Annotated in this window: 15 protein-coding genes; 3 read left to right on the top strand and 12 right to left on the bottom strand. The window is 68.1% G+C overall.

The window, feature by feature from the left end; genetic code table 11:
• The first annotated feature begins 69 nt into the window (after window positions 1-69).
• The gene (locus AC1DW0_RS14430) at window positions 70-1,068 is read left to right on the top strand and encodes a saccharopine dehydrogenase NADP-binding domain-containing protein (RefSeq protein WP_477946566.1); all 999 of its coding nucleotides are present in this window, start codon (window positions 70-72) and stop codon (window positions 1,066-1,068) included.
• On the opposite strand, the gene AC1DW0_RS14425 is transcribed toward AC1DW0_RS14430, so the two are convergent.
• The 7 genes from AC1DW0_RS14425 to AC1DW0_RS14395 are packed head-to-tail and all read right to left on the bottom strand — an operon-like array spanning window position 1,040 to window position 9,663.
• Window positions 1,040-2,074, bottom strand: a complete 1,035-nt coding sequence (locus AC1DW0_RS14425) for a glycoside hydrolase family 5 protein (protein ID WP_477946564.1) — start codon at window positions 2,072-2,074, stop codon at window positions 1,040-1,042. The two genes, AC1DW0_RS14430 and AC1DW0_RS14425, sit on opposite strands and share 29 nt — an antisense overlap.
• A gap of 3 nt (window positions 2,075-2,077) precedes the next feature.
• Entirely contained in the window at window positions 2,078-3,214 is a 1,137-nt protein-coding gene (locus tag AC1DW0_RS14420; RefSeq protein WP_477946562.1) for a glycoside hydrolase family 5 protein, read from the bottom strand.
• A gap of 4 nt (window positions 3,215-3,218) precedes the next feature.
• Entirely contained in the window at window positions 3,219-4,517 is a 1,299-nt protein-coding gene (locus tag AC1DW0_RS14415) for an AGE family epimerase/isomerase (RefSeq protein ID WP_477946560.1), read from the bottom strand.
• Window positions 4,514-6,673, bottom strand: coding sequence for a GDSL-type esterase/lipase family protein (locus AC1DW0_RS14410; RefSeq protein WP_477946558.1), 2,160 nt, complete (start codon window positions 6,671-6,673; stop codon window positions 4,514-4,516). Before AC1DW0_RS14410 ends, AC1DW0_RS14415 begins: the two co-directional genes overlap by 4 nt.
• 1 nt (window position 6,674) lies before the next feature.
• A complete protein-coding gene (locus AC1DW0_RS14405; protein ID WP_477946556.1) occupies window positions 6,675-7,553 on the bottom strand; it encodes a carbohydrate ABC transporter permease in 879 nt (292 codons plus the stop codon).
• On the bottom strand, window positions 7,550-8,434 hold the full coding sequence (locus AC1DW0_RS14400; protein WP_457353722.1) for a carbohydrate ABC transporter permease: 885 nt from the start codon (window positions 8,432-8,434) through the stop codon (window positions 7,550-7,552). Before AC1DW0_RS14400 ends, AC1DW0_RS14405 begins: the two co-directional genes overlap by 4 nt.
• Window positions 8,431-9,663, bottom strand: coding sequence for an extracellular solute-binding protein (locus AC1DW0_RS14395; protein ID WP_457353720.1), 1,233 nt, complete (start codon window positions 9,661-9,663; stop codon window positions 8,431-8,433). Before AC1DW0_RS14395 ends, AC1DW0_RS14400 begins: the two co-directional genes overlap by 4 nt.
• Window positions 9,664-9,980: 317 nt before the next feature.
• Between AC1DW0_RS14395 and AC1DW0_RS14390 the strand changes: the two genes are divergently transcribed.
• On the top strand, window positions 9,981-12,479 hold the full coding sequence (locus tag AC1DW0_RS14390) for a glycoside hydrolase family 2 protein (RefSeq protein ID WP_457353718.1): 2,499 nt from the start codon (window positions 9,981-9,983) through the stop codon (window positions 12,477-12,479).
• A gap of 158 nt (window positions 12,480-12,637) precedes the next feature.
• On the top strand, window positions 12,638-15,718 hold the full coding sequence (locus AC1DW0_RS14385) for a TonB-dependent receptor (RefSeq protein ID WP_056203880.1): 3,081 nt from the start codon (window positions 12,638-12,640) through the stop codon (window positions 15,716-15,718).
• 105 nt (window positions 15,719-15,823) lie between these two features.
• Here the strand turns inward: AC1DW0_RS14385 and msrA are convergent, their stop codons facing one another.
• The 5 genes from msrA to AC1DW0_RS14360 all read right to left on the bottom strand — a co-directional run bounded on the left by msrA (window position 15,824) and on the right by AC1DW0_RS14360 (window position 22,304).
• Complete coding sequence (gene msrA / locus AC1DW0_RS14380) at window positions 15,824-16,519, bottom strand: peptide-methionine (S)-S-oxide reductase MsrA (RefSeq protein WP_477946552.1); 696 nt, start codon at window positions 16,517-16,519, stop codon at window positions 15,824-15,826.
• A 395-nt stretch (window positions 16,520-16,914) separates the two neighbouring features.
• A complete protein-coding gene (locus AC1DW0_RS14375) occupies window positions 16,915-18,447 on the bottom strand; it encodes a tryptophan halogenase family protein (protein ID WP_477946550.1) in 1,533 nt (510 codons plus the stop codon).
• 41 nt (window positions 18,448-18,488) lie between these two features.
• The gene (locus AC1DW0_RS14370; RefSeq protein WP_477946548.1) at window positions 18,489-19,979 is read right to left on the bottom strand and encodes a tryptophan halogenase family protein; all 1,491 of its coding nucleotides are present in this window, start codon (window positions 19,977-19,979) and stop codon (window positions 18,489-18,491) included.
• Between the two features lie 2 nt (window positions 19,980-19,981).
• Window positions 19,982-21,367: a GH1 family beta-glucosidase gene (locus AC1DW0_RS14365; RefSeq protein ID WP_457353708.1), complete on the bottom strand. Its 1,386-nt coding sequence runs from the start codon at window positions 21,365-21,367 to the stop codon at window positions 19,982-19,984.
• A 13-nt stretch (window positions 21,368-21,380) separates the two neighbouring features.
• Window positions 21,381-22,304 (bottom strand): PfkB family carbohydrate kinase, encoded by a 924-nt coding sequence (locus AC1DW0_RS14360; RefSeq protein ID WP_477946546.1) that lies wholly within the window; start codon window positions 22,302-22,304, stop codon window positions 21,381-21,383.
• Between the last annotated feature and the right edge of the window lie 48 nt (window positions 22,305-22,352).

The following is a 22,352-nucleotide window of genomic DNA, read 5'->3' as shown; positions in this document are numbered from 1 at the left end:
TGACACGATACAGACCATTCTGTATCGTTCAAAGAACAGACAGGTCTGTCTCGTTTCAAAAGGATGATCATGAGCAAGGATTTGGGCAAGAAGGCGGTCGCGGTCTACGGTGCCGGCGGGCACACCGGGCGATTCGTCGTCAACGAGGCGCTGAGGCGTGGCTTGAAGGTTGTGGCGATCGGGCGGGATGCGTCGCGACTGCCGGCTGGCGTGGAGGCGCGGGTCGCGACCATTGACGACGCGGCCGCGCTGGACGCGGCACTGCAGGGCTGCGGCGTGGTCATCAACTGTGCCGGGCCGTTTCTCGACACGGCGGCGCCGGTCATCGAGGCCGCCCTGCGCGCTGGCTGCGGCTATATCGACGTGACCGCCGAGCAGGCCAGCGCTGAAGCCGTCTTCGAGAACTTCGATGCCCGGGCTCGCGTGGCTGGCGTCGCCATCATTCCGGCGGCGGGCTTTTATGGCGGGCTGGCTGACCTGCTGGCGACGGCGCTGATGGGCGACGGCGCCGTGCACGACCTGGCCATCGCCATCGCGCTGGACCACTGGTGGCCCACCGAGGGCACCCGCAAGACCGGTGAGCGCAATCAGGTGCCGCGCGTCGTGCTGCAAGGCGGCCAGATCGTGCGCATGCCGACGCCGGCGGCCCAGCGCGACTGGCGTTTCAGTGCGGAGCACGGCGAGCAGGCCATGGTCGAACTGCCCTTCAGCGAGGTCATCACCATCGCCCGCCACCTGCGCGTGCAGAACCTGCGCTCGTGGCTGACGCTGTCGTCCCTGCAGGAGATCCGCGACACCACCACGCCGCCGCCCGAGGCCAGTGACGCGCAGGGCCGTTCAGCGCAGCGCTTCGAGATGGTGGTCCAAGCCGGCGAAGGGGCGAGCGCGAGAAAGGCCATCGCCCGTGGCCAGGACATCTATGCGGTGTCGGCGCCGCTTGTGGTGGAGGCGGCCGAGCGCATGCTGCAGCCATCCTTCAAGCGCAGCGGTGCGCTCGCCCTGGGTGAGGCCTTCGACGCCAAGGACTTCCTTCAGTCGCTCAGGGAGTTTGAACTGCAATTGGGCTGAGGAAAGGCGCCAGCCAGCGCATCTGCGGCTTGTCGCGGCCCTCGGCGGTGGGCTCCAGGGACAGGAAGTAGTCGCCCCAGGTCGGGCCACCGGCCCACCACAGCCAGCCGTCCCAGACGTCGGCATTGGCCTGCAGATGCTTGAGCGCGCCGGCCACGGCCTGCTCACAGACTGCGTTGGCGCCTCCGCCCAGCTCACCCAGGATGGCGCGGCGCTTGTTCTTGCGCAGCCATTCGGTGAAGCGCTTGAGCCGCTCCGCGCCGATCTCGGGGCTGACGCATTCGGGGCTGGTGCCGGAGCCGTCCTTGTCGAAGTACTGGTGCACCTCGAAGACCATGCGGTCCAGCGGGTCGCGCACCTGGCCCATGACCTCGGCGTTGGGCGTGCCGTACCACTTGGACTCGAACCAGCTCCAGGCACCGGTGTAGCCGTTGCCGGGCAGGGTGATGAGGTTGGTCGCACCGGTCTTGCGGATGGCGTCGATGGCGGCCTGGGCGGCCTGGCCCCAGGTCTCGGTCGGCATATTGCGCGGCTCGTTGACGAGGCCGAACTGGACCTTGGGGTTGTCCTTGAACTGCAGCGCCAGCCGGCGCCAGAAGTCGGCGAAGGCGGCGAAGGGCACCTCGGGCTTGCCGATGTGCACCTCCTTGTAGGCTGCGTAGTTATGCGGGTCCAGCAGCACATGCAGGCCGCGCGCTGTCGTGCCGTCGACGAACTCACGCAGGCGGGCCAGTTCCGCCGCGTCGAACTCGCCATTCAGCGCGGGCTGCAGCCGCTCCCAGCGGAAGGCGATGCGCATCAGGTTCATGCCCTTGGCCTGGTAGTAGGCCGTGCTGGCGACGCTGGGGTAGACGAAGTCCTTGCCATAGATGCCGGGGAAGGGCAGCTTCTCGCCCCATTCGGCGCTGGACAGGCTGATGCCGCGCCAGGGCAGCAGTTCGGCCGCGCAGGTGCCCTGGACGAGGGACGCCAGCAGGCAGGTGGTGGCGAGGTGTCGCAGCTTCATGGATCAGTCCTTCGTCAGGGTGGTGCCGTACAGCGCCTGGACCAGGTCGGTCCGCCAGGCATGGGCTTGCGGGTCATAGAGGCCGAAGCCCGAGGCCAGTTCCCAGTACATCCAGGGCAGCTGCCGGGCAGCCATCTCGGCGCGCATCGCCTTCAGGTAGCGCACCCGGGCGCCGAGTGCCGCGCGGCTGTAGGCGCCGAACTCGCCGACCACCACGGGGTAGCCCAGGCGCTTGCCTTCGTTGGCGGCCAGGTCGAGGCCTTCGCGGATCTTGGCCAACTGGGCGGCGTCGCAGCAATCCACGCCCACGGGCGGCGAGGGGCTGACCCATTCCGCACCCTGATGGGTGAAGGTGAACGGCTCGTAATGGTGGACGGTGAGCAGCAGGTTGGCGTCGGCCGGCAGCTGCAGCTTGGACAGGGCCCAGGGGCTGTTCCACTGCACCGGGCCGATCATGACGATGCGGTTCGGGTTGCTGGCGCGCACCACGCGCAGGGCGCGCGAGGCCAGGGTGTTCCAGTCGGCCTCGAGCTTGTTGTGCGGCTCGTTGTAGAGCTCGAACACCAGGCCCGGCCCGGCATTGGCGAAGCGCTCAGCGATCTGGCGCCACATGGCCAGGAAGCGCAACTGCACCACGTCCGCCGCGACGCTGGCTTCGCCCGCCTCGACGGCATCGCCATCGAGCTGGTGGTAGTGGTGCATGTTCAGCACGACGGTGACATTGCGCGCGAGCAGCTTGGTGACGATGCCTTCGACGCGGGTCATGAAGGCCGCGTCGATGGTGGCTGCGGCATCCAGGCTGGCGTGGTTGCTCCAGCGCACCGGCAGGCGCACCGCCTGGCTGTAAGACGGGCTGGCGCTCGGGCCGACGAGCTGGATGAATTCGTCTTCGACCTTCAGCCCCCAGGCGCCTTCGCCGGGCGCTTCCAGCATGCTGCCGAAGTTGATGCCGCCGCCCAGCGCCGCGGCGGCGGTGCGGGCCTGTGCCGAGGCGCCGGGCGGTGTCCCGGACGGCGTGGTCGGGTAGGCGGCCCAGGGGTCTGTGGGCGTGGGCGGTGCCGGCTCGGCGGCGGCACCACCACCTCCGCCACCGCAGGCAGCAAGCAGCGCGATCAGCAGGGCAGTGGCAAGGCGGCCCATGGCGTCAGCCCCGCGCCGGCGGTTGCACGCCGAGCGCGGCCAGCACGTCCTGGCAGGCACCCATGGTGTGGTAATCGGTCTTGCCGGCGGGACTTTTCTCGTCGGTGACCTTGCGGTTGTCGGGCGCCAGGATGCGATACCAGGCGCCGTGCTGGTGGTCGACGAAGTGCTGCCAGGCATAGGCCCAGATCCGGTCGTACCAGGCCCAGTAGGCGTCGTCGCCGGTGCGTACGGCCAGCCAGGCGGCGGCGGCAAGGCTTTCGGCCTGGACCCAGAAGTATTTGTCGGCGTCGCACACCTTCATGTCGGGCGCCGGGCCGCTCCCAAGGCCGACGTGTCCCCCTCGGGGGGACGGCTGCGTACCCGCGGGCGGGGGGCGCCATGATTCGTCCGGCGCGAAGCCATAGACGAGGCCGCCGTGAACGCCGTCCCAGCCGCGCTGCATGGCGGTGTCGAAGAAGTGGCGCGCCGTCGGCACCAGCCAGCCGGGTGCCGCTGCGCCCAGACGACGATCCAGCATCAGCAGCAGCTTGGCCCACTCGGTGAGGTGGCCGGTCTGGAAGCCCCAGGGCCGGAAGATGTTGGTCTTGTCGTCGCGGTTGTAGTCCCAGTCGGGTGTCCAGTCGGTCTTGTAGTGCTCCCAGACGAGGCCGCCCGCGAGCGCCGCCTGGCGTTGGGCGATGGACGTGGCCAGGGTCAGCGCACGGTCGAGGTAGCGAGATTCGCCGGTGGCGGCGTGAGCGGCCAGCATGGCTTCGCAGGCGTGCATGTTGGCGTTCTGGCCGCGGTAGGGACCGATGCCCCAGTCCGGCGTCGCCTCGTCGGCGTAGAGGCCGTGGGCGGGTTCCCAGAAGTGCTGGTCCATCAGTTCGAAGGTGGCGGCGATGCCTTCGCGCGCGCCGGGCACGCCGGCTTCCGTGGCGTGCGAGTTGGCCAACAGCACGAAGGCCAGGCCGTAGCAATGGTTGGTGCCGTCGAGCACCGTGGCGCGGCCGCCGTGCCAGTCCAGCACCCAGGCATAGCCCCCTTGCGGCTGAGCATGGACCTGGTTGACGAAGGCCAGTGCGTGCGCGACGTCGTGAACAGGTCCGCCAAACCAGCGCCAGGCCAGCGCGTGGTTGAAGACGAAGCGCGTGCTGCTGACGAGGTGGCGGGTGCAGCGGTCGTAGATCGTGCCGTCATCCTTGAAGAACTGGAAGCAGCCGCCGGTTTCGTCGCGCGCACGCGGCGCGTAGAAGTCCAGCGTGTGGCGCATGTGCGCCCACAACGCTGCGGGCTGGCGCATGTCGGGAACTGGGATCATTTCAGCACCTCGTCTTTCAGGAAACGGGTCAACTCGTCGGCCATCAAGGCATGCACGTCGATGCGCGGATGGGCCCAGGAGAAGGCCTCGAAGCGGTAGGACCAGACCTTGACGTCGCCTTCCGCGCGCAGCGTCTGCATGGCGCCCAGCACGGCACGCGGGATGGCGGGTTGTTCGCGCGGGGCCGACATGCCGCCCATCAGCAGCACGATCTTGGCTTGCGGGTAGCGCGCGCGCAGGCCGCGTACGAAGGCGAGATAGCGCGGGCCGAAGTCAGCGGCGATGGTCTGGCCCTTCGAAGCCGGGAAGCCATGGTCGTTCTGGCCGAGGTTGAGCAGCACGACGTCGGGGGCGCGTGCTTCGGGCGGCGCGACCGGTGCGTCCAGCCGCGGTGCATAGCGGTTCCAGACCTCGGGCATCAGCAACTGGTCCCAGGTCGCCGTGATGCCGATGCCGCTGACGGCAATGCCGACGTAGTCCGCGCCCAGCCTGGCAGCCGTCACCGCGCCATAGGCTCGCGTGCCGTCGTGGCTGGACATGTCGGCGTACTGGTCTTCGCCGATGTCGCCATTGCATGCGCCTGCGGTGATGGAGTCGCCATAGAACTCGAACTTGAGCGGGCGCAGTGGCGGAGGGTCGAGCAGCCTGCCGCCTTCGGCCAGACGCAGACCCAGGAAGAGGCTTTCAGCCTGCGAAGCCTCGGTACGCTTGACGAGGCGCAGCTCGTGTTCTCCGGCCGTCAAGGGCAGCCGCCAGTCGGCCGGCCCGCTGCTGCGCAGCGCCAGTGCGTGGCGGCGGCCGTCGACCTCGACGGTGAAATGGTTGATACCGCCGCGCGACGGTGCCAGGCGCAGCGTGAGCTGGTCGCCGGTGAAGCGGGCGCGCAGCTCGCTGCCGCTCCACGCCAGCAGCTTGCCGCCGGGCGCGCTGCCGATGCGGCCGATCCAGCGCAGCTTGGGATCGTCCGCGGCTATCAGGCCTGGCTTGCTTGACGGCGCCTCGCGCACGAAATCGCTCGGGTGGAGTTCGGGCGGGAAGATGCCGGCCGACATGACGGCCAGCAGGCTCGCCGGGCGGCCGCTGCCGGTCCATTCGTCCTTCTTCACGCGCACGTGCAGCAGGTGGGCGCCGGGCTCCAGCTCGCGACCGACGACGGCGTAGTGCCAGCCGAGGTAGCCCTTGCGTTCCGGCACCTGGCCGCGGAGCGTGACGACAGGCCCGTCGTCCACCCAGGCTTCGAGGTTGCGGTAGTGCTCGCTTTCGGCGTGGAAGACCGCGACCTCGCGTCCCCAGACGAGAAAATGAGCCTCGGCATCGTCGACCTTGCTGACCCAGCCGGGCTGCTGGCCGGTCCACTCGGGATGCACCTCGCCGCCACGCTCGAAGCCATGCACCTGGTAGGGCTTGAGGGTTTCGCCGGCCAGCATCCGCGTGAACTCGTGGGCGCGGCCGTAGACGGGCTCGGGCAGCGGCGCGGGCGCGGCGACCGGCCCGCGGGCGGCTGCCCGCAGTGTCTCGGCCAGCGCAAGCGCGATGCGCTGATGGCCGGTGGCGTTCGGGTGGACGGGCTCGTCGTAGAGAGCCGCCCAGCGGTCTTCGCCGGCATCGACGCGGGCCTGCATCCAGCGACCGAAGTCCAGCGCGGCGAGGCCGTAGTGAGCGGCCAGCTTCAGCTGCGCATCGACCGCGTCGCGCGCCTGGTTGCCCTGCTGCGTCAGGCCGAGCACGACGACCGCGGGCGGCTTCTTGGAAGTCAACAGGCGGCGCAGGATGGCTTCATAGCTGCTGCCGCGCACGGCCGGATCCAGCCACTGGTCGTTGACGCCGAACTCGACGATGACCAGGTCGGGCGACTTGTCCAGCACCTGCGTCTGCAGCCGCTGCACACCGGCGGCGGAGTCCGTGCCGCTGACGCCGGCGTTGACCAGCCTGGCCTTGGGGCCGAGCGACCTGGCGAGCAGGGCCGCCCAGCCGCGCTCGCGGGGAGGCTGGGCGGCGTAGCCGGTCGTGATGGAGCCGCCGATGGTGGCGAGCGTGATGGTCTCGCCGGCCTGAAGCCGTTGCATGACGGCCTGCAGCCGTGGGTCGTTTGCCGCCTGGCCGACGGCCGGCAGCATCAATGACAAGTACAACGCGAATCCCTTCAGAAATCTCATGTCAGCCCTTGGTGGCGCCCGCTTGCAGCCCGGCGACGAACTGCTTCTGGAAAACCAGGAAGAGCACGACGGCCGGCAGCGAGGCGAGCAGCGACCCCGCCATCAACACGGCGGCCGATTGCGGGTTGAAGCTCAGGTCGCCCGCCATCTTGCCGAGTTGCAGCGGCAGGGTCAGCGTGGCCGCGTCGTTGACGACGAGCAGCGGCCACAGGAAGTTGTTCCACTCGCCCACCGCCACCGGGATGGCAATCGCCGCCAGAGCTGGCCGCAGCATGGGCAGCACGACGCTCCACCAGATGCGCAGCGTGCCGGCGCCGTCCAGGGTCGCGGCGCTGATGAGTTCGTCGGGCACGCTCAGCATGGCCTGGCGGAAGTAGAAGACGACGAAGGCTTTCGCCAGGCCCGGCACCAGCAGGGCGGCGTACGTGTTGATCCAGCCCAGCTGCGCCACAGTGACGAAGTTGGGCACGATGGTGACTTCCCACGGCAGCATCATCGACACCAGCAGCGCGCGGAACAGCCAGCGGCTGCCGGGAAAGGGCCGCTTGGTCAGCACGAAGGCGACCAGCGACGCGGCCAGCAGGCTGACGACCGTGACGACGATGGTGACGAGCAGGCTGTTGGCATAAAAGCGCAGGAAGCCGTGGCCCTCGACCTGCACCTGCAGGATGCCGGCGAGCTTGGTCGGATCGGCCGTGGTACCGGCCCAGTCGGGGTTGAAGAAGTTGCGCGACGTGGGAGCGTGGGGCAGCAGCGTGGGCGGCTGGCGCAGCAGCTCGGCCACGGTCTTGAAGGCGCCGGCGGCCATCCAGTAGTAGGGCAGCAGCATGGCGGGCACCAGCAGCCACAGCGGTGCCTGGAGGAGGCGAGTCCACTTCATCGCCCGCCCTCCCGGCCGATCAGCTTGAGGTTCAGCCAGGTCAGGCCGAACAGCAGCGTCGTCAGCACCCAGGCGGCCGCCGAGGCCAGGCCCAAGTCGAGCTGGCGAAAGCCCCGGTCGAAGAGATAGGTGACCAGCATCAGCGCCGAGTCCAGCGGGCCGCCGAGCGTCTCGACCGCGCCGTAGAGCAGATAGGGCTCATAGAAGACCTGGAAGCTGGCGATCATGCCGGTCACGCTCACATAGACCAGCGTGGGGCGCAGGTTGGGCAGCGTGATGTGCAGCAACTGCTGCCAGCGTGAGGCGCCGTCCAGACGCGCGGCCTGGTAGAGCTCTTCGGGGATGGCGCGCAGGCCGGCGACGAAGATGACGAGGTTGTAGCCGAGCACCGACCAGACGCCGACGAGGACGAGGACGGGCATCGTCCATTGCGGGTCACCGAGGAAGCGCGCCGGCTCCAGGCCGACGGCCGCGCGAACGCTGTTGAACAGGCCATAGGCCTCGGAGTTGGCGAGCCACTTCCAGGCCGAGATGGCGCCGACGCCGCCAGCCACGGCTGGCAGGAAGAAGGCCACGCGCACCCACTGGTGCAGGCGCGAGTTGCTGCCGAAGTTCAGCGCCAGCACGAGGCCGAGCAGCACGGCGATGACCGACACCGAGGCCATGTAGGTGGCGGTGTTGCCCAGCGCCGTCCAGAAGCGCTCGTCGGCGAAGAGTTCGGCGTAGTTGCGCAGGCCGATCCAGTTGGGGGCGTCGGTGGCGTGGTAGTCGGTGAAGCTCAGCCAGGCCGACCGCAGCACGGGCCAGACGCCGAACAGGCCGAACAGGGCGAAGAAGGGCGCGACGAGCAACATGTCACGGCCATGGCGGCGCCAGATCATGGCTGCGCTCCCAATGCTGCCAGTGCACGGTTCATGACGGCGGCCGCGCGGCTCAACTCGGCCTGCGGGTCGCCGCCGGCCAGCACGACGCGCTGCACGGCGCGGGTGACGATGTAGTCCTGGCGCATCCATGCGGGGCAGGGCGGCGGGCCCTCGGCGTCGGCGAGCTGGGTCAGCAGAGCCTCGCGGTGGGGCAGGGGCAGGGTGGCGATCTGATCCTGCCGGCCGGAGGGCAGCCACATGCCGCCGTAGGCCAGCGCGGCCTCGGCCATGCGGCGTGTGACCTCGGGCTGGTAGACGGTGCGCATGAAGTCCAATGCCAGCTCGCGATTGGGCGAGAAGCGTGTGATGGCCAGCACCGTGCCGCCCAGCACTGCGGTGCGCTTGCCCGTCGGGCCGATGGGCAGCGGCGCGGCGGCCCACCGCCCGACCAGGCCCTTGTGAACCATGTCCATTCGCGACAGCAGCCAGGTGCCGGACTGCATCAACCCGTAGGCGCCGCTTTCCAGGCCGCCGTCGGCGTCGGGCCAGCCATCCGTGGGTGCCTGCAGCTCGCGGTACAGGCGCGCGTAATAGGTCAGCGCGCGCACGGCCTCGGGGCTGTCGATGACGGCGTGTGCGCAGTTGGCGTCGTAGACCGCCCCGCCGGCCTGGCGCAGGTAGGGGTAGAAGCCCAGCCAGCTGGTATTGCCCCATTGCTGTGCAAAGCCGTGTCCCTGGGCGCGTTGCGTGCGGGCGACACGGATGAAGCTTTCCCAGTCTCCGGGTGCCTCTGCAGCCAAGTCGCTGCGGTAGTACTGCAGCTGCACATGCATGTCGAAGGGGGCGCCGTAGAGGCGGCCGTCCGGGCGGCGGATGGCGCGCAGCGCGCCGGGGTTGGCGTGCTGTTCGAGCTGGCGGGCGAGGTCGGGCGCAGCCTGGTTCAGGTCGACCAGCGCGCCCTTGGCGCCGAGCGCGATTGCGTAGGAGGTGCTGCCGGTGACGAGATCAGGCCCACGCCGGCTGGCCAGTGCCGCTGAGTACTTGGTCATCGCGTCAGCCCAGGGCACGTCGCGCACTTCCACGGCGACATCCGGATGGGCGGCGCGGAAGGCGGCGACGGCCGGCTGCATGACCTGGGGCGTCTTGTCGTCGCCCACCATCCAGATGACCAGGCGGGCGGCGTGAGCGAGTGGCACGCCGGCAGCGAGACCGAGGACCAGCGCCGCCTGGGTGAGCAGGGCTTTCATTGCGGGGGAAGCGCGTGGCCGGCTTGGCCACTTTGTCTCGTTGTTGTTTACTAAACGGACCGGATTATGTGCGGCAGTTGAGCGGCTGTGTTGACTGTCTCTTCCAGAAAACATCAGGAATATCCCCGAGTGCTAGCGTTGTCGTAGAGAAACAGAATGCGCAACAGAACAATGTTTAGCTTTGCTTGTGGCGAAGCAGGAGACAAGCCGCGGCCGCGTTGAGGCGCGGCGCAGAGGCTGAACGGCGAAGCATGCCGTTCGGCTCGGGGTCTCCCGCCGCGGGCTGGTGTGCAACGCAACCGCAACGACTCCGACACGTGAGCCCTGAACGACTGATCGATCTGCATGACGGCTGGCTGCTGGCCGAGGCGCCCGAGGGCCTTGGCGGGCCGGCGCTGTCGGCTTTGCCCGCTGATGCCTGGCTGCCGGCCACTGTGCCCGGCACGGCCCATGGCGCGTTGCTGGCGGCCGGGCGCATTCCCGATCCCTTCTACGGCATGAACGAGGCCGAGGTGCGCTGGGTCGGCGAGCGCCGCTGGGCCTGGCGGCTGGGCTTCGAGGCCGGCGCACTGGCCGACCACGAGGACCTGGTCTTCGAGGGCCTGGACACCTATTGCAGCGTCTGGCTCAACGGCGAGAAGCTGCTGGCATCGGACAACATGTTCGTGCCGCGCCGGGTCGACGTGCGCCGCCGCCTGCAGCCCGGGCGCAACGAACTGCTGCTGTGCTTTGAGCCGCCGCTGCGCCTTGCCCGCGAGGTGGAGGCCGTGCATGGCAAGCGCCAGCTCTGGAACGGCGACAGCGCCCGTCTGCATGCTCGCAAGGCGCAGTACCACTTTGGTTGGGACTGGGGCCCCGAGCTCCTCGTCAGCGGCCCTTGGCGCGCGGTGCGCCGGCACAGCTGGTCGGCGCGCCTGGACGATCTGCACTGCCGCAGCGACGTGGATGTGGCCGGGCGGCGCGCGACGCTGCAGGTCTCGGCGCGGCCCGCCGGTGCCGCCGGCTTGCGCTGCGCCTTCGAGCTGCTGGACGCCGACGGCCGCAGCGTGGCCCGCCAGGTCGTGCCAGCCGATGCAGCGTGTGCGACCCTGAATGTCAGCGAGGCCCAGCTCTGGTGGCCCCGCGGCCTGGGCGGGCAACCGCTGTACACGCTGGTGGCCCACTTGCTGGACGGCGATCAGGTCGTGGCGCAGGACAGCCGCCGCATCGGCCTGCGCACGCTGCGCCTTGTGCAGGTCCCCGTCGAAGGCGAGGCGGGCAGCAGCTTCCATTTCGAGGTCAACGGCCAGGCCTTCTTTGCCGGCGGCGCGAACTGGATTCCCGACGACAACCTGCTGGAGCGCATCACGCCGGCGCGCTACCGCGAGCGCGTGGCCCAGGCGGCGGCGGCCAACATGAACATGCTGCGCGTCTGGGGCGGCGGCATCTATGAGCACGAGGCTTTCTATGAGGCCTGCGACGAGCTCGGCCTGCTGGTCTGGCAGGACTTCATGTTCGCCTGTGGTCTCTACCCCGCCAACGCCGACTACCTCGCCAGCGTGCGTGCGGAGGCTGAGAGCGCCGTGAAGCGTCTGCGCCACCACGCCTGCATGGCGCTCTGGTGCGGCAACAACGAGGACTACATGCTGGCCGAGTCCGTCGGCCTGGCCGGCCCGGGCGTGCCGGCCGAACGCTTCGAGGCGCGGGCGATCTACGAGGGCCTGCTGCCCGAGATCTGCGCGGCACTGGACCCGGACACCACCTACTGGCCGGGCAGCCCTTTCACCCCAGGCGACGGCGCCAAGTCCTCCGACGCGACCGTGGGCGACCGCCACAGCTGGGAGGTCTGGCACCAGCAGATGCTGCCCTACCAACGCTATGGCGACGTGCAGGCGCGCTTCGTCAGCGAATTCGGCATGCAGTCGCATCCCTCGCTGGCCTTGTTCGAATCGGTGCTGCCCAAAGCCGAGCGCTTCCCCGAGAGCCGCACGGTGCAGTGGCACAACAAGGCCGGCTCGGCGGCGGGGCCGGACGGGCATCGGCGCCTGTCGGTCTATCTGGCCGACAACCTGCGCGTGGGCGGCACGCTGGCGGACCACGTCTACGCGACGCAGTTCGTGCAGGCCGAGGCCATGCGGGTGGCCTACCAGGACTTTCGCCGCCGCTGGCAGCGGCCCGGCGCGCGCGCCGTGGGCGGTGCCCTGGTCTGGCAGCTCAACGATTGCTGGCCTGTGACGAGCTGGGCCCTCATCGACTCATCGGGCACCGTCAAGCCTGCCTGGCATGCCGTGCGCCGCGCCCTGGCGCCGCTGGCCGTGGCCGTGCGGCTGGAGACAGGGCAGGTGCGGCTGTCCGTCATGAACGGCGAGGCTCAGGCCTGTGAACTGGCGTTGCAGTTGCGCCTGTTCGCGATGGATGGACGCCAGCTCGCCAGCACCCGCGTCTTGCAAGCGGTTCCAGCGTCGACCAGCGTCGAGACGACCCAGCCTCTGCCGGGCTTTGACGAGCCGGTCGTCGCCGAGTTGTGCGCCTTCGATGCGGACGGCCACGAGGTCGCGCGGGATTGCGCCTGGACCGAACCCTTCAAGTTCTACCGCCTGGCCGGCGCGCGCATCGCCATCCAGGCCGAGGGCCAGGCCTTGCGGCTGAGCTGCGATCGACCGGTCAAAGGCCTTTGGCTCCAGCACCCGGGCCTGGATCTGGCGGACAACTTCATCGATCTGGTGCCTGGCGCCGAGCGCCTCGTTGGCTCGAGGATAGCGCTACCAGAATCTCTGGAAACCGTGGCACTCGAGTTGCCAGCACAGCACATCCATCTGCGGAGAAAGGAGGGTTGAATGCAGGAGCCATGCGTATATCCCCTATCCCTAGTAGTCCGGATGTCCGATTACTTGGACATTGTTAGCGTTACCAAATACCTGCGGCATAGAAACCAGCAGGACCGGCACGAGGCCCGCAAGGGCTGAGTGTTTCCCACCGAAGAGGAGCAAAGAGGATGAGACATTTCAAGAGGACAACGCTGTCCCTGGCGGCCGTACAGGCGCTGGTTTGGGCAGCCACACCGGCGCTGGCGCAGAACACGCCCGCGCCAGCTCCGGCGGCAGCACCCGCGGCTGACAAGGCGCCTCAGGCCCTGGAGACCGTCATTGTTTCTGGGCGCCGCGCCGCGCTTGCGTCGGCGCAGAAACTCAAACAGGAATCAGACGAGATCGTCGACTCGGTCGTCGCCGACGAGATCGGCAAGCTGCCCGACCGCTCGGTGTCCGAGGTGCTGCAGCGCATCGTCGGGGCCACGATGTCGCGGGTGTCGTCGTCCAACGACCCGGTGCACTTCTCGGTCGAAGGGTCGGGCGTCAACATCCGCGGCCTGACCTATGTCAGCTCAACGCTGAACGGCCGCGAGACCTTCAGCGCCAACCAGGGCCGCACGCTGGGCTTCGAGGACGTGCCGCCCGAGCTGATGGCCGGCGTGGACGTCTACAAGAATCCCTCGGCCGAGCAGATCGAGGGCGCCATCGGCGGCCTGGTGAACCTGCGCACGGCCCTGCCCTTCGACTTTCCCGGCTTCAAGGGCTCGATTTCGCTCGACGTCTCGCGCAACAGCCTGGCCAAGAAGAACAAGCCCAGCGTCTCGGGCCTGCTGTCCAACACCTGGAACACCGACGCGGGCAAGTTCGGCGCGCTGATCGACGTGGCGCATTCGCTCAGTTCCAACCGCACGGACGGCCTGGTGCTGGACCCGTTCTACAAGGCCACGCCGACCAGCCCGACCTGGTTCTCCCGCGACATGTCGTGGAAGCAGCAGTTCTACGACCGCACGCGCGACGGCATCTACGGCGCGCTGCAATGGAAGAAGGACGACGTCGAGTCCTCGCTGACCTTCTTCCGTTCCAAGTTCAAGTTCAACTGGAACGAGAACAACGTCAGCGCCCAGGTCGACCCCTACAACGTCGAGGTGCTGGACGGCACCTACGACGCCAACGGCGTGATGACCAAGGGCGTGCTGACCGGCAAGAAGGACGCCAACGGCAACTACACCGGCATCGAAGTCGAGAACCAGACGCGCTACTCCAAGCGCAACTCGCAGACCGATGAACTGGCCTGGAAGATTTCCGGCAAGGTCAACGAGCAGCTGACGCTGACGTCTGACTTCCAGTACATCCGCTCCAAGACCAACAACTTCGACTCCACGGTAGGCACCGCTGTGGCCCTGCCCAAGGAGACCGTGGACTACACCGGCTCGATGCCGCGCCTGGTGTTCGACGCCAGTGACATGGCCGTCCTCAACGACCCCAGCAAGTACTACTGGGCGATGATGATGGACCACCTGGACAAGGGCAAGGGCACGCAAAAAGCCTGGAAGGGTGATGCGCGCTGGGTCTTCCACGACAACAAGATCCTCAACGACCTGCGCGTGGGCGTGCGCATCGCCAAGCGCGACGCCGAGACCATCAACAGCAACCCGAGCTACAACTGGGCGACCATCACCCACGCCTGGCAGGTGGGCTGGAACATCGGCGACCTGGCCTACATCACCAAGGCGCCGGATATCCCCACCTACAAGAACAACTACGCCGACTTCATGGGCGGCGGCAAGGCCAACCTCCCGTCGCTGTATTTCCCGGCGGCTTCGGTGGCCTTCGACTGGCCCAACAGCTACAACAAGCTGCACCAGCTCTACCTGAACGAGTGCACGAACTTCAAGCCGGGCTGGGATGGTGCGGGCTGCCCGCAGCAGGCCAACAGCATCCAGGGCGGCGGCAAGTGGGCTCCTACTTCCTTCGGCACCGACCCGGCCGGCCGCAACACCCAGGCCGAGACCACCACGGCGGGGTATGCACAGCTGCGCTTTTCCTTCGATGAGGTGGGCCTGCCCATCGACGGCAACGTCGGCCTGCGCGCAGTCCACACCAAGAACCAGGCCGACGGCTACACCATCCTGACCACGCAGGCCGCACCGCCCGGGGCGGTTGGCTTGGCCGTGCCGCAGCTGACACCGTTCGCCAAGGAGCAGAACTTCAACCAGAGCTTCACGGACTACCTGCCCAGCCTGAACCTGAAGTGGAAGGCCACGGCGGACGGCGCGCTGCAGTTCCGCTTTGCCGCGTCCAAGGCCCTGGCGCGCCCGCAGTTCAGCCAGATGCAGGGTTTCCTGTCGATGTCGCAAACCATCGAGGTCGATGCGCAAAGCGTGCCGCCCAACGTCAAGAAGATCAACCTGACCGGCACGGCCAGCGGCAACCCCGAGCTCAAGCCCATCCGCTCCGACCAGGAAGACGTGACGGCCGAGTGGTACTTCGCGAAGAACGGCTCCGTGACTGCCGCCGTCTTCAACAAGAACCTCAAGGACATCATCGTCAACCAGGCTTTCAACCGCACGGTCAACGACGCCAACGGCAAGCCGGTCAACTTCGTGCTGAATGGCCCGGTCAACGGCGCCAAGGGTTATGCGCGCGGCTTCGAAGTGGCCTACCAGCAGTACTTCGAGGGGCTGCCCTCGCTGCTGCAGGGCATCGGCCTGCAGGCGAACTACACCTACGTGGACAGCAAGGTGAAGCGCTACAACGCGGTGTACACGGGCTATTGCTCGCCCGGTGCAGGCCAGGACAACCTGAACCTGTACATCAACGGTTGTGACACCGATGGTCGTTCCTTCGGCGACATGCCGCTGGACAACCTGTCGAAGAACACCTTCAACATCGCGCTGCTCTACGACCGTGGTCCGGTCTCTGCCCGCATTGCCTACAACTACCGCGGCAGATACCTCTACGGCGTGGCGCTGAACTCCGACAACACCGGCCCCAACCAGACCAATGCGCTGGACACCAACCCGGCGAGCGCCAACTTTGGTCAGCACAACCTGCCCGTGGGCCTGCCGCTTTGGGCTGACGGCTATGGACAGGTCGACGCAGGTCTGCACCTGAAGATCGGCAACGATCTGTCCCTGGGTGTCGATGCCACCAACCTGACGAACAAGACGTACAAGCAGATCATGCAGCAGCACATCGGCATGATCGGCCACAACTACTTCACGTCGGGCCGCGGCTATCGCGTCAGCATGCAGTACAGCTTCTGAGCTTGATGAAGGGCGGGCCGCCCGGCCCGCCCGCCACTCGCAAGACCCGGCACCGCGGTTGGCTCCGCGGTGCTTTTTTTATGCGCGTCGGCCACTGGGCCAGGATCAACGCGCCTGCTTCACCAGCATGGGCTCGCTTCTGAACCGTTCGCCGAAAAGCCGCTTCAGCGCCGCGATCTTGGGCAGGTCGTGGAACACGATGTAGGGGTCTCGCGGGTTGTCGACCAAGTAGTCCTGATGGAATTTCTCGGCGGGATAGAAGTTGCCCCTGTTCTCCACCTTGGTCACGATGGGCTTGCCGTAGAGCCCTGTCGCGTCCAATTGCGCGATGTAGGCCTGGGCCGTCTCGCGCTGCGCCGCGTCGGCGGGAAACAGGGCCGAGCGGTATTGGCGGCCGATGTCCGGTCCCTGGTGGTTCAGCTGCGTCGGGTTGTGTGCCACGGAGAAGAAGACCTGCAGCAAGGCGCCGTAGGTGACCTGCGATGGGTCGAACGTCACCTCGACCGCCTCTGCATGGCCGGTGCGGCCGCTGGTGACCTGCTTGTAGTTCGCCGTGCTCGCCGTGCCACCCGCGTAGCCGGAGACGGCCTGCTGCACGCCCTGCACATGCTGAAACACACCCTGCACGCCCCAGAAGCAACCACCGGCGAACACCGCGGTCTGCAGGCCGGTTGCCGTGGGTGCCGGATCCTGGGCCGGCGGCGGGATGCTCACCGACTCGACGGCGGCAGCGCAGCCACCTGCCAGGCTGCCGAGCAGCAGCGCAGCGGTGAATCGGCGGCGGGACGGCAGTGAGGTCATGGCTTTCGATCCGAAGTGAAGCGGTTGGCTGGATGCGAAAGCGTAGGCCGACATGGCGGGTTCAGGCAACCCGCCGTTCGGCCGTCACTTCCGGAACTTGCGGACCAGGTCCTCGACGCAAGGCCCGTCGCTCCGACCTAAACGCCTCTTGCTGTCGTCCGGCGCGGCAGCCGTGGGTGGCGGCTTCGTAGAGCGGGGCCAGTCCGTCGAGGCTGTCCGGGCGGTGCGGCGTGTTCTCGCACAGATAGTCGAACAGCCGCGAGTGGGCCGCCTGGAACGCCTCGGGCTGCTACCGCTTCAACAGCGCCGCGAAGTACTCGCGGATCAGCGGGTGGGCGTCGATCGCGTCGGGCGAGACGGAGAGCAGTTCCACCTCGCTCAGCCGTTTCGCGTGATCAGACTGGCATCGCCGGACAGTAGCGCCGCACGAACTCCGCGTGCTCCGGCATCACGGCCACGCATTGCGCGATGGTGTCAGACACGCCCTTGAAGTAGGCGGCCGTTTCCTCGACACCTTGCAGCTCGGCGAGCGCCAGCCAGCCCTTGGGGCGCAGGTTCTGGCCTTCCATGACCTCCAGCCAACTCGGCTCGCGGAACAGGTCGCCGTCGACATTGGCCAGGCGGCCGCTGGAGGCATACAGCGCCATGCGCCAGCGCAGGGCCTCGGGAATGGCCATGGCCGCGCAGGCCTTCCAGAACTCGCTGTCGTCGCGCTGGTTCAGGTGATAGTGCAGCACGATGAAGTCGCGCACGTATTCGTAGCGCTCGCGGCTCTGACGGTTGTACTCGGCGATCTCCAGGGCGTCGAAGCCACTGTGGGGGAAGGCCTCGATGAGCTTGGCCACACCCATCTGGATCAGGTGCAGGGCCGTCGACTCCAGCGGCTCGACGAAGCCGGCCGACATGCCGATGGCAACCACATTGCGCCGCCACGCCTCCTCACGCATGCCGGTGCGGAACTTGATGATCCGCGGGTCGGCGAGCGGCTGGCCGTCGAGATTCTTCAGCAGCACGCCGGCCGCCTCGTCGTCGCTGACATGGCTGCTGGAATAGACATGGCCGTTGCCGACGCGGTGCTGCAGCGGGATGCGCCATTGCCAGCCGGCCCGGTGCGCGGTCGAACGCGTATAGGGCAGCAGCGGGCTCGTGCTCTCGCTGGGCACCGCCACGGCGCGGTCGCAGGGCAGCCAGTGGCTCCAGTCCTCGAAGCCGGTGCCCAGGGCCTTCTCGATCAGCAGGCTGGCAAAGCCGGAGCAGTCGAGGAAGAGGTCGCCCTCCACCAGTTCGCCGCTTTCCATCTGCACGGCGCGCACATGGCCTTCGGCTGGCCCCGGTTCTTCATTGAGCAGCACGCGCACGACCTTGCCTTCGGTGCGGCGCACGCCGCGCTGCTCGCTCAGGGCACGCAGGTGCTTCGCGTACAGCGACGCGTCGAAGTGATAGGCATAGCCGAGTGCGGCCATCGGCGAGTTCTGCATGTCCGGCCGCGGCAGCATGAAGCGGTTGGCCTTGGCCGCCATGTTGGAGATGACGTAGGCGTCCAGCGGCAGCGCGCGGCCCAGCGCGCGCAGGCGCAGCCAGTATTGCGAGAAGTCCACCGGCCACAGCGCCTCGCGGCCGACGCCGCCGAAGCCGTGGAAATAGCGCTCGCCCTGGCGGCCCCAGTTGACGAATTCGATGCCGAGCTTGAACGTGCCTTGCGTGGCTTTGAGGAACTCCGCCTCGTCAATCTTGGCCAGGCCGTTGAACATGCGGATCGGCGGGATGGTCGCTTCGCCCACGCCGATGATGCCGATTTCGTCGGATTCGACGAGGCGGATTTCATACGGGGGCTTGAGCACCGCACTCAATGCGGCGGCCGACATCCAGCCGGCGGCGCCACCGCCGACGATCACGACCCGCCGCAGCGGCTTGTTCAGGTTTTCCATCGCGCCAGTCTAGGTAGGGGCTTCGGCTCTGAGCATGGGCGCTATCCCGCAGCACCGCTCAAGCGTGCACGCAGAAAGCTGTCGTGGTCAGGCATGCCGGCGGCCAGCGCGGCAATGGCCTGATGGCGCTCAGTGAGATAGCGGGCTGCCAACTCAGCCGGCATCTCGTCCGGCCAAGGGCTGCGGCGCCGCGGCCAGTCGCCCATGCCGGCGTGGATGGCCAGCCAGCTCGCCGTGTCGAAGGCCTCGTTGTCGTAGGCATGCAGGGTGCCGGTCTCGCGCCAGGCATGCAGCTTGTAGTCCAGCGACTCGGGCAGCTCCATGCTCGTCAGCGTGCGCCAGAACTCGCTGTCGCGGCGCTCGCTCAGGGCGTAGTGCAGGATGATGAAGTCGCGGATGCGCTGGTACTGGCGCAGCTGCTGCACGTTGAAGCCGACCGCGGCCTGCGCATGGTCGGCCTCGCCGAGCAGCGGGATGAGGCGGCCCAGCGCGTTGTGCACCATGAAGATGGCGGTGGACTCCAGCGGCTCCAGGAAGCCGGCGGCCAGGCCGATGGCGACGACGTTCTTGACCCAGAAGCGCTCGCGGTGGCCGGTGCGAAAGCGCAGCAGCCGCGGCTCGGCCAGCATCGGCGCGTCGAGCTGGGCCAGCAGCTGTTCGCGCGCCCGTCCCTCGTCGATGAAGCGGCTGCTGAACACATGGCCGTTGCCGGTGCGGTCCTGCAGCGGGATGCGCCAGGCCCAGCCGGCCTCCAGCGCCGTCGAGCGCGTGAAGGGCGCGAGATCGCCCGGTGCGCGCTCGGTGGGCACGGCCCAGGCGCGGTCCACTGGCAGCCAGTGGCCGTAGTCAATGAAACGCTGCTCGAGCGTCTGGCCGATCAGCAGGGACGCCAGGCCCGAGCAGTCGATGAAGAGATCGCCCTCGACCTCGCGCCCGTCGGCCAGGTGCAGCGCGCGCACACGGCCGTCCTCGTGGCGCTCCACGCCGACGACGCGCCCCTCAGTGCGCCTCGCGCCGCGACCTTCGGCCAGGCGGCGCAGGAAGGCGGCGTAGAGCGTCGCGTCGAAGTGGTAGGCGTAGGTGTAGCGCGAGGCCAGGCTGTCCTCGCCTTCTGCAGGCCTGCAGAATCGGCCTTGGCGCGCCATCACCGTCGGCAGGCAGAACTCGCCCAGCGGCGTGCCAGGGCCTGTCTGCAGGCGGCGCAGCTGGCCCCACAGCGCCATCGGGCCGTCCAGTGGGCCGAAGTCGCCGAAGGTGTGGAAGTAGTGCTCGCCGCGCTGCTTCCAGTCGCAGAACTGGATGCCGAGCTTGTAGCTGCCGCGCGTGGCGGCGAGAAACTCAGCCTCGTCAATGCCGAGGATGTCGTTGAAGCTGCGGATCGACGGAAAAGTGGCTTCGCCGACGCCGATGATGCCGATCTCCTCGGACTCGACCAGCTCAACGGCGACGCCGCGCAGCCCCGTCGTCAGTGCGGCGGCCGACATCCAGCCAGCAGAGCCGCCGCCGAGGATGACGACGCGCCGGATATCCATGCTCAACGCGCCGCGGCGCGCTCCTTCAGGAAGTCCGCATACGCCAGCGCACTGCGCTTGAGCGTGCGCTGCTGCGTCTCGAAGTCGACATGCACGAGGCCGAAGCGGCGCTCGTAGCCGAAGGCCCATTCGAAGTTGTCCAGCAGCGACCAGATGAAATAGCCGCGCACGTCCACGCCGTTGTCCATGGCACGTGAGCATGCCGCGAAATGCTGCTTGATGTAGGCCTGGCGTTGCTGGTCGTCGATCTCGCCGGCGCTGACCTGGTCGTCGCTCGACATGCCGTTTTCGGTGATGTAGAGGGGCGGCAGATTGGCGTAGTCGCGCTTGAAGGCTTCGAACAGGTCCTGCAGGCCTTGCGGGTAGACCTCCCAGTCCATCGTCGTGCGCTCGACCTCGGGGTGGCGCACCCAGTCGATGGTGTCGGGGCCCTTGGAGCGCAGCACGGCGCGGCTGTAGAAGTTGATGCCCAGGTAGTCGATGGGCTGCTTGATGAGGTCCATGTCGCCGGGCAGCACCAGGGGCTCACAGCCCTTCCACAGCCGCCACAGGTCGGCCGGGTATTCGCCCTTGAGCAGCGGGTCCAGCACCCAGCGGTTCTGGTAGGTCTCGAACAGCGAAGCGGCATCGCGGTCTTCGGCTGTGTCAGTGTCGGCATAGCCCGGCGCGCAGTTGGCGACGATGCCGTGCAAGGCCGTCGGGTCGTTGGCGCGCAGGATGGGCAGCGCCAGGCCGTGCCCCAGCAGCAGATGGTGCATGGCCTGGGCGGCCCAGCGGTTGGACTTGAGGCCGGGCGCGTGGTGCCCGTCGCCATAGCCAAGATAGGCTGAGCACCAGGGCTCGTTGTGCGTCGTCCAGGCCGCCACGCGGCCGCCACCGAGTTCGCGGCTCATCAGCTCGGCGTAGTCGGCAAAGCGGTAGGCCGTTTCGCGGTTCAGCCAGCCGCCGCGGTCTTCGAGGTGCTGGGGCAGGTCCCAGTGATACAGCGTGACGAAGGCGCGGATGCCGCGCTTGGTCAGGCCATCGAGCAGGCGCTTGTAGAAGTCGATGCCCTTCGCATTCGGCCGGCCGGCCTCGTCCATCACGCGCGGCCAGGCGATGGAGAAGCGGTAGGCGTCCACACCCAGGCGCTGCAGGATGTCCAGGTCTTCTTCAAAGCGGTGGTAGTGGTCGCAGGCCACATCGCCGTTCTCGCCGCGCAGCACCTTGCCCGGCGTCGCGCAGAAGCGGTCCCAGATGGATTCGAGGCGGCCGTCCTCGTGTGCGGCACCTTCGATCTGGTACGACGAGGTGCCGGCGCCGAAGATGAAGCCGGGGCGGCGCATGGCCGAGCCGGCGGGCGGCGCGACGAGGTCGGCCAGGGAGGTGGGAGGCGGAGTCAGGTCCATGTCGGGCAGTCGTTCAGGCAGAGGTCGGCAGCGCATGCAGGGCGGTGCGCCAGGGTTGCAGGGCAAGAGGTTCGGCGGGTAGCGGGCCGCGCACGCCGCAGATGAAGGAGGCGTAGCGATTGGCCAGGGCCAGCGTGGCGGGCAGGTCACGGCCCAGCGACAGGCCGGCCAGCAGCAGGGCCGTGAAGGCATCGCCGGCGCCGACGGTGTCGATCATGTGCGGCTGGGTGACGCCAGCCCCCTGCGCCAGCAGCACGCCGCCCGGCGCGTAGAAGCGCCAGCCGCTTGCGCCGCAGGTCAGCACCAGGCGTTGCAGTGCAAAACGTGCCATCAATGCGCTGGCGCGGCCGGCGTCGTCGGGCGCGCCGGCATCGAACCAGCCGGCCAGTTGGGCCAGTTCTTCGTCGTTGACCTTGACCCAATCGGCCAGCATCAGCGACTCGGCGGCCAGCAGTCGGGTTTCAGTGCCGGCCCGCAGGTTCAAGTCCAGGAAGCGCGTGCCGGTGAAAGGCTTGACGAGGGCGCGCAGGGCCGCGCGCGAGGCGGGCTGGCGTTGGGCCAGACTGCCGAAGTAGAGCCACGCCGGCGCCGTTTCAGCGAGGTGAGGGCGGGCGGCCGCGGCGTCGATATGGTCCCAGGCGGCGTCGCCATGAATCTCGAAGTGGTGGCCTCCGGCGTCCTCGTGCACGCTGACGCGGCCGGTGGCGTGCTGCGGGTCGCGCTGCACGCCGGCGCTGTCCAGGCCGTAGCGGCGCGCACTGTCGAGCACGAGGCGGCCGTTGTCATCGTCCGCGCCGACGCGGCTGATGAACAGGGCCGGCGCGCCCATGGCGGCGAGCGAGCGCGCCACGTTGAAGGGCGCGCCACCCGCGACGGGTCCGTCATGGAATTCGTCGACCAGGGCTTCGCCGAGGACGGCGATGGGGCAGGGGAGCATGTCGGCGGCGCTTGGCGCGCTTCGTCGGTGGTTCGGAAATATTCTATG

It is taken from the genome of Roseateles sp. P4_D2 (assembly GCF_056401875.1).
Note: the sequence above shows the minus strand (reverse complement) of the source record. Positions and strands in the feature narration are given on the sequence as shown.